A 10,250-nucleotide genomic window follows, 5' to 3' on the forward strand; every position below is an offset into this window, starting at 1 on the left:
GCCCGCCGGGCGGACGCCAGCGGGCGGCGTCCGCCGCGCTGTCAGTGCAGGCCGAGGGTGTGCAGGACGGGCGTCGGGATCGTCATGGCCATGACGAGCAGGGTCGCCGCCGCGGTGATCTCGATGAGTCCGCCGAGGATGTCTCCGGTGATCCCGCCGAAGCGCGTGAGCAGATACCGCCGGAGCAGAAACGAGACGCCTGTCCCGACCCAGACCGCGAGGACCGCTCGCAGCGCCCGGCCGGGGCCGCCGCCGTCGAAGTCCAGCAGTCCGGCCAGCGCCGCGACGGCGCAGACTGCCAGGAAGGACAGCGCCGCGTCCCGGGTCCGCACGGTTCCCGCGACCAGCGCACCGAGGCCATCCGGCCGAGCCGGCGGGACGGCGCCGGTACAGGCCAGGGTGGCCGCGAGCCTGCTGGTCATCGCGGCGACCAGAATCGACAGCGTGCCGCGGTGCGCCGAGATCGTCGTGCTCAGGGCCCCGACCTGGAGCAGCACCACGAACAGGACGATGATCGCTCCGAAGGCCCCGATGGTCGACTCGCGCATGATCTCCAAGGCGCGATCCCTGCCCCGCGCTCGCCAGGCGCCGAGCCCGTCCCCGAGATCGGCCAGCCCGTCGAGATGCAGGCCCCGGGTGACCAGAGCGAGCACCGTGACGCCGACGACGGCCGGCAGCAGGGTCTGGGCGCGCTGACCGGGAACCGCCGTGACGATCCGGGTGGCGAACACCGCACTGCCGGCGAGCAGCCCCAGGGCCAGGCCGACGAAGGGCGCCAGGGCCATCGCCCGGCCCGCGAGCCGCCGGTCGGTGTGCTCCGGGCCCCGCAGCGGCAGGACGGTGAGCAGCGTGAATGCTGTTCTTGCCTCGAGCATCACGGGGCACCGGCCGCGGGGCCCGAGTCCCCTTGGCCGCCGCCGACCTCGGCTTTCCCGCTGACACCGGCCTGGTCGAACGTCGCCATCTCGGCCAGCGTGGCCTGGGCCGCCCGCAGGAACGGAACGGCGAGGAGCGCACCGGTGCCCTCCCCGAGACGCAGGCCGGCGTCGACCAGGGGGGTCAGACCGAGTGCGTCCAGTGCGATTCCCTGGGCGGGCTCGGTGGACCGGGTGCCGGCCACCCACCACTGGCTTGCTCCTGGGGCGATCCGCTCTGCGGCCAGTGCCGCCGCGCAGACGATCACACCGTCGAGGATGACCGGCGTCCGTCGCACGGCGGACTGCGCCAGCAGCCCGGCCAGGGCGAGCAGATCGGCTCCACCGACGATCCGCAGCACCGAATGCGCGTCGCCGGTGAACGGCCGGCCGCGCCGCATCGCGTCCCGGATCGCGGCCGTCTTGAGCATCCAACGTTGGTCGTCGATCCCCGTCCCGCGGCCGACTACCTCGATCGGCTCCCGGTCGCACAGCAGCGCCACGATGGTGGCTGCGGGGGTTGTGTTGCCGATCCCCATCTCGCCGGGAACAAGCAGGTCCGCGCCCGCGTCGATCTCCTCGTCCGCGATGAGTCGGCCGACGGCGAACGCGGCGTCCGCCTCCGCGACCGACAGCGCGTCGGTGCGGTCGATCCGTCCGCTCGACCGTCGCACCCGATAGCGCTCCGGTGCGGCCGATCCATCCACCCCGCCCGGCGTGAGGGGCCGCGCGGTGTCCACGGACACGTCCACCACGCGCACGGCGGCCCCGACCTGGCGGGCCAGCACGTTGACCGCCGCGCCGCCCGCGGCGAAGTTCGAGACCATCTGGGCGGTCACGTCGCTGGGGAAGGCGGACACCCCGGCCTGGGCGACACCGTGGTCGCCGGCGATCACGACCGCCCGGATCCGGGCGAAGGGACGGGGTGGGCAGGTCGCCTGTGCGCCGGCGAGCCAGATGGACAGATCCTCGAGCCGGCCCAGCGCCCCGGGTGGCTTGGTCAGTTCGGTCTGCCGCTGGCGAGCCGCCGCCATCGCGTCGGAGTCCAACGGGGGAACGGCGGGAACGGCGCTGCCTGACGCATCGGGATCCACGGGATCCTTACTACCTGATCCGCTCGGTCGGCAACGCACCACATCCCCGCGAAGGTATCTCCCAGTGGTCCCCGTACCGCATGATTGTGCCGATCGGCGCGGCCGGGACGGTTGGTCCTTGCCGGCCGGCCCGGCCGGCAGGTGGCTGGCCTCGGGCGGCAATGACCGCACCGTGCGGGTCTGGCGGGTGAGCGACGGCGCGGCCCGGTCCTGCCGGTGGCTTCCCGCGACCGAACCGGCCGGTCTCATCGTGGCCTGCTCGGCCGGGCTCTACCGCTACGACTTCGTCACGGGAGGATTCGTCCCGTGAGGACGCTATGACCGCTCGTGCGGGAACGGTCGCAGCCGGAGGGGGATGCCCGCGACCACCTGCCACACCTCGTCGGCCTCGGCCGCGAGATCGGCGTTGAGACGGCCGAGCACGTCGCGGAACCGGCGGCCGGCCTCGGCCGGGGGAACGACCCCGGAACCGACCTCGTCCGTGACCGCGACGACCCGACGGCCGGTGGCCCGCCAGGCGTCAACGAGCTCCTCCGCGCGGATGCGCAACTCGTCCGGACGGTCCAGCCAGGCGCCGACCCACAGCCCCAGACCGTCGATGAGCAGCGGTGGTCCGGGAGAGCGCAACAGGGGAACCAGGTCGACCGTCTCCACGGTCGTCCAGGCGGCCGGGCGCCGCCGCCGGTGTGCGGCGATCCGCTCGGACCACTCGGCGTCGGCCGGATCAGGCGGCGCCGACGTCGCGACGTAGACCACCTCCGGTTCGGYGAGCAGCCGGCGTTCGGCCTCGGCCGACTTCCCCGACCGAGCACCCCCCGTGATCAGGACCCGGTGTGGTGCCGGGAGCACCGGACTCTGCCACCGCCCTGGTGCCCGTGGTGGCTGCGACGGCTGCGACGGCTGTGATGGCTGCCGCCGGGCGGCCGGGACGATGTCATAGACGGTCCCGTCCGCCGGTGCCAGCGCGCCGACGAGGTGGAGCCGGCGGGCCAGTTCGTCGCCGGGCGGGTTGCGGTGACTCAGATGGACGGCCAGTACCAGGGTGCTCGGCACCACGGCGCCGCGGCGGCGCAGCTCGGCCACGAGCTGACCGAAGGTGTCGAGGTCAAGGTGCTCGCCGAACCCCGGCCGGTCGCCGTTGTTCTCCTCCRGCAGCACGACGTCGTAGGCGCGGCCGGTGACCGCCTCGAGCGTCTCCGCCGGCAGCGGCGCCGCGGTGTCGCAGCCGTACAGCAGACGTCCACCGTCCGGCGCCGTCACGTCGTAGAGCACGGCCGGCCCGATGCTCGCGTCACCGTGCTGGGCGGCGACCGGTCGAACGAGATAACCCCGATCGCTCGGGGACTCCTGATCCTCCGGGGATCCCCGGTCCTCCGCGGCCTGCCGATCGTCCGCGCCGAGGCGCAGGGGTCCGGGTGTCGTCGGCGTGCCCCCGGGCACCACGGCGATCAGCCGCAGCGGCGAGCCGTCCCGGTCCGGATCGGAGCGCTCCCAGCGAGCCAGGAACTCCCGGCACGCCGCCAGCGCCGCCGGCGGACCGACCACGTCGAGGGGCCGTCCCGCGGCTGTCGACCACGAGCGCCACATCAGGCTCTCGGGCCCCAGATGATCGGGATGGGCGTGACTGATCAGCAGATGACGCAGCCCCGATAGGCGTACTCCGAGCCGGGCAGCGGTCCGGGGCACGTCGGGACCACAGTCGATCAGCAGGGCGTCGTCGATCAGAACGGCCGTCTGCCCGCGTACTTCGTGTTCCCTGGCCCAGGCACAGGATGCGCAGTCGCACCACGGGTTGGGCCAGCCGTCCGCCGAGCCGGTGCCGAGCAGCGTCACCTTCATCGTGTTCCGTCTCCCGGATCCCGTTGCGCCCCGGATCCCCCCGGATCCCGCCTCTCCGGGTTCTCAAGCCTGCCAGGCTCCGTGGCCCGCGGAACCTCAGACGTGCGGGTGGCGCTTGCGCTCCCACAGGGTCATGAGGGTGAGCACCACCGCCAGCAGGAAGATTGCCGCGAAGGTGACGAGCGCGGCGGCCCACCAGGTCAGGGGAGCTTCCTCGTGTTCCACGGACTCGGCCACGATGGCCGCTGCGTTGTAGACGGTCGTTCCCACGCGGGTTCTTCCTCCTTGTACCGACGTACTGCTCACGCAGACGTGCCTGTCGTGCGGACCTGCCTTCGACGCGGCTGTGCTCACCGTGCGGACATGCCGCCGGCTCGCACGACCGGCGATGACCGGTGACGCCGGCTTCGCGATCGTGGTGGTCGCGATGCYGTCCGGGCATCCACCGGAACTGAYGTTACCGACGTTCACGACATCCTGGCGCGGGTATCGCCGACCGCGCCAGTAGCACGGGCCGACCAGACCCGGGCCCGCGGGCCGGTCGACCAGTGCCACGATGGATCATCGGCCCTGGCGTGGGGCCGGGAGTCCCGCGTCGGCGGGGTGCACGCGGTTGGATGGGACGACCGGCCGGCGCACTGGCCGATCACGGCCGGCGGCTCCAGCGCGGGCCGCCCGGGTGGGAAGGACACACTCATGACCTGGACCTGGCGCTACGAAGGCGATGACGGCACGATCACGATGGTCGGCGGGGACTCGACCTCTGAGTCGTTCACCAGCCAGGGAGACGCTGAGACGTGGCTCGGGGAGACCTGGCGTGACCTGCTCGATGCGGGGGTGGCGCAGGTGACGCTCCTCGATGCCGGCCGTCGCGTCTACGGGCCGATGAGCCTGCGCCCGGTGACCTGAGCCGCCTCCGCCCGTGCCGGTCCCGACCGGTGCCGGTCCCGATTCGCGCCGACCGAACCGCCTCTTGACGAGAGGTCGGCTAACGATGTTAGCTGGCAGCGTTGGCTGACGACGTTGGCTGACGACGTTGGCTGACGACGTTGGCCTGTCCGGTGTGGTCCGGCCGGCCGAACCATCGAGATCGCTCAGGCCGGCGCCGGGCCGTTCCGCTCGACAGAGAGGGTGCAGATCTTGACCGAGCACAACAACCCGTCCACTCCGGCCGAAGYGCATTACCTCGCCCCCGGATGGTTCACCCGTAACGTGGCCAACCGCGCCGTCGCGGCGTTGACCCGGGCGGGGATCAGCCTCCTGGGCAGTCGGATCCTCGAGGTACGCGRCCGGATCAGCGGCGAGCCGCGCCGGACCCCGGTGAACCTGCTCATCTTCGACGGGCAGCAGTACCTGGTCTCGGCGCGAGGGCACGGCCAGTGGGTGCGTAATCTGCGCGCGGCCCAAGGCGAGCTATGCCTGCTGCGTGGCCGGTCGCGCACGCGTTACTCCGCGACCGAGCTGGATCCGGCGGCGAGCGTCGCCGTGCTGCGGGCCTACCTGCGGCGGTGGAAGGCCGAGGTCGGCGCCTTCTTCGACGGGGTCGGGCCGGACTCGCCCGATGAGGAGATCCGTCGGATCGCGCCCCGCCACCCCGTCTTCGTGATCACACCGGCGTGAACACGGGGGCGGCGACCTCACCGGTGCGGGCGGAATCCGGGCCGGCGCCGGTGCGGGGAGCACGGTCGGTGGCGCAGGCGCGGCCGGTCGGCGAGCCGCCATTGCCCAGGATCGCGCCCCGCCCGGTCCTAGGCCTCGTCTCGCCGCGGGTCACCGAGATCATCACGGTCGCGCGGGGGGTGCTGGAGACCGAGGGGGCGGGGGCGCTGACGATGCGCCGGATCGGTGATCTCCTCGGTATCCGGGCGCCGTCGCTGTACAAGCATCTCGCGGGTAAGCCGCAGCTCGAGGCCAAGCTGATCGAGACCATGCTCATGGAGATCGGGGACCTGCTCCACGACGTGGTCGACCGCGGCGGTGCCGCGGAGGTGGTCCCGGCCCTGCTGGCCGCGTACCGGGGCTATGCCCAAGCCCATCCGAACCTCTACCGCCTGGTCACCGCCGGTTCGCTGAACCGTCGGCTACTGAGCGCCGACGTCGAGGACTGGGCGGGGGAGCCATTCTACCGGGCGGCCGGGGAACCCTATCGTGCGCAGGCCCTGTGGGCCGCCGCGCACGGCACGATGATCCTCGAACTGGACGGCCGCTATCTGCCAGGATCCGATCTCGACCGGACCTGGCAGGCGCTGGCCTCCGCTTTCCGCCGAACCGACCCGGCTGGCGACCAGCCTGGCTGATCTGATCTGATCTGATCAGATCAGATCAGATCAGATCTGATTCGGTTCGGGGTAGCCGGCGGGCCCGGGGCCAGGCCTGGAGGCAGGCCCGGGTCAGGCCCGGGTGACGACCTCGGCGAGCACGTCGTCGATCCGATCAAGCAGCGCCGTGTCGAGCGTCACGCCGGCAGCCTTGACGTTCTCCCGTACCTGCTCCGGCCGGGACGCGCCGATGATCGCTGAGGCGACGTTGTCGTTCTGCAGCACCCAGGCGACGGCGAGCTGCGCCATCGACAGCCCGGCGTCCGCGGCGATCGGCCGCAGCTCCTGCACCGCGGTCAGCACGTCGTCGCGCAGCAGCCGGGAGATGAAGGTGGAACCGGTTTCACCGGTGGCCCGGCTGCCGGCCGGCGGTGGCTGACCGGGCGGGTACTTGCCGGTGAGCACGCCTTGGGCGATCGGCGACCAGACGATCTGGGAGATCCCGGCCTTCCGGCTGACGGGCACGATGTCGGCCTCGATGGTCCGCCACAGCATCGAGTACTGCGGCTGGTTGGAGATGATGCGGTCCAGCCCCAGCTCGCTGGCCAGCCGGACGGCGTCGCTGATCTGCGCGGCGCTCCACTCGGACACGCCGACGTAGAGCACTTTGCCGGCGCGGACGAGGTCGTCGAAGGCCCGCAGGGTCTCTTCGATCGGCACCGTCGGGTCGTACCGGTGTGCCTGGTAGAGGTCGAGATGGTCGGTGCGCAGACGGCGCAGCGAGGCGTGCGCGGACTCGATGATGTGCTTGCGACCGAGGCCCTTGTCGTTCTCCCCCGGGCCGGTGGGCCAGTAGACCTTGGTGAACAGCTCGTAGGACTCCCGGCRCACGCCCTGCAGCGCTTCGCCCAGGACGCTCTCGGCGCGGGTACCGGCGTAGACGTCCGCGGTGTCGAATGTGGTGATGCCCTCGTCGAGGGCGGCACGCACACAGGCGGTCGCCGCGTCCGCCTCGATCTGGTCACCATGGGTGATCCAGTTGCCGTAGGAGATCTCACTGACCGACAGGCCGCTGCGCCCAAGACGTCGATGCTTCACGTGACGACCTTAGCCGTCGGCCCTGACCGTCGATCAGGGGCGCGGGTCGGAGCGGGAGACCCGCGGGCGGGGGAGTCGCCAGCGCCGCGGCAGTAGCGCGCGCTGYGCGGCGTAGGCCCGCACCCGCACCCGGGAGTCCGGGTACTTCTCCGCGACGCGCCGGCTCACCTGCCAGGAGAGCAGGATCGAGTCGATGACGACCGCGACGATCCCGAGCAGCATCAGCAGGGTCGCGGCCAGCCTGATCGATGCGTTCGGGACCAGTCCGCCGACGAAGTAGACGACGGCGATCGGCAAGAAGAACGATCCGACGTTGATCCGCGTGTCCACGAAGTCGCGGGTCAGTACGCGCTCGGGCGCGCGTTCACGCGCTGGCAGCCGGCTGACGTCGCCGGACATCATCGCCGCGCGGTACTCCTGGCTCTGCCTGCGTCGCGCGGCCCGCGCCTCCTGCTTGTTCGCCGAGACGCCGAGCGCACCACCGGGCTTCGTACGGGCGGCCCGCGCCTCCGCCCGGCGGGGCGTGGGCCGGCCCTTGGCCGCCGTGCGCCGCGGATCGGCGACCTTCTCCTGTTCGACCCTCTCCACCTGCTCGGCGATCGGGTCCCCGGGGCCGGGGCCGGCATCGGGGCCGGCGGAGTTGCGTCGTTTCAGCAGAGCCATCAGGGCAGCGCCAACATCTGGTCGAGAGCCTTCCGGGCATAGGTGRCCACGTCCGGGTCGACGGTGATGYGGTTCACCGTCTCACCCCGTACGAGGGACTCCAGCGCCCACACGAGGTGGGGCATGTCGATCCGGTTCATGGTGGAGCAGAAACACACCGTACGGTCCAGGAAGACGATGGTCTTGTCAGGGTGCCTCGTCGCCAGCCGCTGCACCAGGTTCAGCTCGGTACCGATCGCGAACGCCGATCCGGCGGGAGCGGCAGCGACGACCGAGATGATGTACTCGGTCGAGCCGACGAGGTCGGCCGCGGTGACGACCTCCCGCCGGCACTCGGGGTGGGCGAGCACCGTCACCCCGGGGATCCGGCGGCGGACCTCGTCGACGCTGTCGCGGGTGAACCGGCCGTGCACCGAGCAGTGACCCCGCCAGAGGATCATCTTCGCCGCGCGCAGTTGCCGGCGGGTCAGTCCTCCCGAGGGCTTGCGGGGGTCGTAAACGACGCAGTCCTGCTCGCTTGTCCCCAGTTCACCGATGGCGGTGTTGCGGCCGAGGTGCTGGTCCGGCAGGAAAAGCACCCGGGCACCCCCGCGCTCGCCGAAGGCCCACTCCAGCGCGCGCCTGGCGTTCGACGAGGTGCAGATCGTCCCGTCGTGGCGCCCGGTGAACGCCTTGATCGCGGCCGAGGAGTTCATGTAGCTCACCGGAACGGTATCGGCGGCGACTCCCGCATCGAGCAGATCGTCCCAGGCCTGCTCGACCTGCTCGGCGGTGGCCATGTCCGCCATCGAGCAGCCGGCGGCGAGGTCCGGCAGGATCACCTGCTGGTGCGCGCCGGTGAGGATGTCGGCGCTTTCCGCCATGAAGTGCACGCCGCAGAAGACGATCGCCTCGGCCTGCGGCCGCGCGGCGGCCTGCTGGGCCAGCTTGAACGAGTCGCCGGTCACGTCGGCGAAGGCGATGACCTCGTCGCGCTGGTAGTGGTGCCCGAGGATGAACGCCCGATCACCCAGCGCCCGCTTCGCCGCCGCGGCGCGGGCTGTGAGGGCCGGATCGGCCGCCGGGGGGAGTTCACCCGGACAGTCCACGCCACGCTCGCTGGCCGGGTCGGCCTGGCGGCCGAGTAGCAGCAGGGCCAGCGGTGATGGAGTCACACCGACCCGGCCTAGGGCCGGGTCGCGAGCAGGGATGGGGCCGCGCCGCAGGGTCGGGTTGGTGGTCATGGCGCTCCTCCGGTCGACCGGCCCTCGGCCTGGCCGCCTCGTCGTCCGCGGCGGCCGACCGAACGATCCCGCCGGACCCGTCCACGAATGGTCGATGAGACTCTAACTCCCGGCGCCATCGTATGCCGAGCTCTTCGTGGTCARCTGGCGGCCAGACGAAGGTCACTAACGTGAACGGGAGTGACCACCGTCTCCAGGCATGGTCGGGATCTCGACGTGGTTGGCCCGCGCCGACGTCGCTACCATAGGAAGCGGATCCCGGCCGACGGTGTTGGGCATGGATGTCGGCACAGTGGCAGTGCCGTGCCCGGGGGGTGTGCGCCGGATGGTCGGCGGYGCCCTGCGTAYAAGTCAACCGGAACTAGTGGCCTGGCTTGCCAGGCACGTCCACCAAGGGCAGGAGTAGTCCCTATGACCGTTCAGGACACCACGGCACCCGCGACGCAGTCCTCGAGCGTCGTCCTCACCGACACCGCCGCAGGCAAGGTGAAGACCCTGCTCGAGCAGGAGGGTCGGGATGACCTCAAGCTGCGTATCGCGGTGCAGCCCGGAGGCTGCTCGGGCATGCGCTACCAGCTGTTCTTTGACGAGCGGTCCCTCGACGGCGACACCGTCATCGATTTCTCCGGTGTCAAGGTGGCGGTGGACCGGATGAGTGCCCCGTACCTCGGCGGGGCGACGATCGACTTCGTCGACACGATCGAGAAGCAGGGTTTCACTATCGATAACCCGAATGCCCAGGGTTCCTGCGCCTGCGGCGACTCGTTCCACTGATGCGCTGAGCACCGGGCCGTCCCTCCTGCTCGCGTCTCGACGCGAGTCCCGGGTGCGGTTCGGTGACCGGTTGATCAGACTGGTACGTCCGGGAGAGCCTGGTCCGGCCCTTGTTCGTCGGACCGGGCTCTCCCGCATGTGCTGCGTCGGTATCCGCTTGTGCCGGTATTCATCGTTTCCCTTGCCGGCGGGCCGCCGGAATCACGGGACACCGCGATCTGACGCCTCGTAATTCTGACGCCTCCGTGATGACGCGTGTGAACCAGCGCGAGCCGGTGGTTCCGGGCTTCGGGCAATGCCACTTCCACTAAGTCGATCAAGCTGCTACCTGGGGTTTCGTGGGGTTGGCGAGCCTGATCGTGGGCGGGGCGTGGTGGCGGAGGCCGC

12 protein-coding genes are annotated in these 10,250 nt (G+C 71.3%); 5 read left to right on the top strand and 7 right to left on the bottom strand.

The window, feature by feature from the left end; translation table 11 throughout:
* Positions 1–41 precede the first annotated feature (41 nt).
* Both KBI5_RS18815 and cobT read right to left on the bottom strand, forming a co-directional pair.
* Positions 42–875, bottom strand: a complete 834-nt coding sequence (locus tag KBI5_RS18815) for an adenosylcobinamide-GDP ribazoletransferase (protein ID WP_023842025.1) — start codon at positions 873–875, stop codon at positions 42–44.
* A complete protein-coding gene (cobT, locus tag KBI5_RS18820) occupies positions 875–2,008 on the bottom strand; it encodes a nicotinate-nucleotide--dimethylbenzimidazole phosphoribosyltransferase (protein WP_023842026.1) in 1,134 nt (377 codons plus the stop codon). The genes KBI5_RS18815 and cobT overlap by 1 nt, the downstream gene beginning before the upstream one ends.
* A 118-nt stretch (positions 2,009–2,126) precedes the next feature.
* On the opposite strand from cobT, the gene KBI5_RS18825 reads away from it, so the two are divergent.
* Positions 2,127–2,318 carry a hypothetical protein gene (locus KBI5_RS18825; RefSeq protein ID WP_035731705.1) on the top strand — a complete coding sequence of 64 codons (192 nt, stop codon included), beginning with the start codon at positions 2,127–2,129 and terminating at the stop codon, positions 2,316–2,318.
* 5 nt (positions 2,319–2,323) lie between these two features.
* Here KBI5_RS18825 and KBI5_RS18830 read toward each other — a convergent pair whose 3' ends face one another.
* Both KBI5_RS18830 and KBI5_RS27090 read right to left on the bottom strand, forming a co-directional pair.
* Positions 2,324–3,847: a bifunctional adenosylcobinamide kinase/adenosylcobinamide-phosphate guanylyltransferase gene (locus tag KBI5_RS18830; RefSeq protein ID WP_085015987.1), complete on the bottom strand. Its 1,524-nt coding sequence runs from the start codon at positions 3,845–3,847 to the stop codon at positions 2,324–2,326.
* A gap of 96 nt (positions 3,848–3,943) precedes the next feature.
* The gene (locus tag KBI5_RS27090) at positions 3,944–4,117 is read right to left on the bottom strand and encodes a hypothetical protein (RefSeq protein WP_198537804.1); all 174 of its coding nucleotides are present in this window, start codon (positions 4,115–4,117) and stop codon (positions 3,944–3,946) included.
* A gap of 426 nt (positions 4,118–4,543) precedes the next feature.
* Between KBI5_RS27090 and KBI5_RS18840 the strand changes: the two genes are divergently transcribed.
* From KBI5_RS18840 to KBI5_RS18850, 3 genes are all read left to right on the top strand, one after another.
* A complete protein-coding gene (locus KBI5_RS18840) occupies positions 4,544–4,756 on the top strand; it encodes a hypothetical protein (RefSeq protein ID WP_011437512.1) in 213 nt (70 codons plus the stop codon).
* Between the two features lie 231 nt (positions 4,757–4,987).
* Positions 4,988–5,467, top strand: a complete 480-nt coding sequence (locus KBI5_RS18845; protein ID WP_085015991.1) for a nitroreductase/quinone reductase family protein — start codon at positions 4,988–4,990, stop codon at positions 5,465–5,467.
* A gap of 68 nt (positions 5,468–5,535) precedes the next feature.
* A complete protein-coding gene (locus KBI5_RS18850; RefSeq protein ID WP_085015992.1) occupies positions 5,536–6,144 on the top strand; it encodes a TetR/AcrR family transcriptional regulator in 609 nt (202 codons plus the stop codon).
* A 93-nt stretch (positions 6,145–6,237) separates the two neighbouring features.
* On the opposite strand, the gene KBI5_RS18855 is transcribed toward KBI5_RS18850, so the two are convergent.
* From KBI5_RS18855 to nadA, 3 genes are read right to left on the bottom strand one after another with little or no spacing between them, the layout of a single operon-like run.
* Positions 6,238–7,203, bottom strand: a complete 966-nt coding sequence (locus KBI5_RS18855; protein ID WP_085015989.1) for an aldo/keto reductase family protein — start codon at positions 7,201–7,203, stop codon at positions 6,238–6,240.
* A 33-nt stretch (positions 7,204–7,236) separates the two neighbouring features.
* The gene (locus tag KBI5_RS18860; RefSeq protein WP_011437508.1) at positions 7,237–7,866 is read right to left on the bottom strand and encodes a DUF3043 domain-containing protein; all 630 of its coding nucleotides are present in this window, start codon (positions 7,864–7,866) and stop codon (positions 7,237–7,239) included.
* Positions 7,866–9,089, bottom strand: coding sequence for a quinolinate synthase NadA (nadA, locus tag KBI5_RS18865; protein ID WP_085015990.1), 1,224 nt, complete (start codon positions 9,087–9,089; stop codon positions 7,866–7,868). Before nadA ends, KBI5_RS18860 begins: the two co-directional genes overlap by 1 nt.
* 411 nt (positions 9,090–9,500) lie before the next feature.
* On the opposite strand from nadA, the gene erpA reads away from it, so the two are divergent.
* Positions 9,501–9,863 (top strand): iron-sulfur cluster insertion protein ErpA, encoded by a 363-nt coding sequence (gene erpA / locus KBI5_RS18870; protein ID WP_011437506.1) that lies wholly within the window; start codon positions 9,501–9,503, stop codon positions 9,861–9,863.
* The last annotated feature ends 387 nt before the right edge of the window (positions 9,864–10,250 follow it).

This window comes from Frankia sp. KB5, assembly GCF_002099325.1.
GTDB lineage: Bacteria > Actinomycetota > Actinomycetes > Frankiales > Frankiaceae > Frankia > Frankia casuarinae.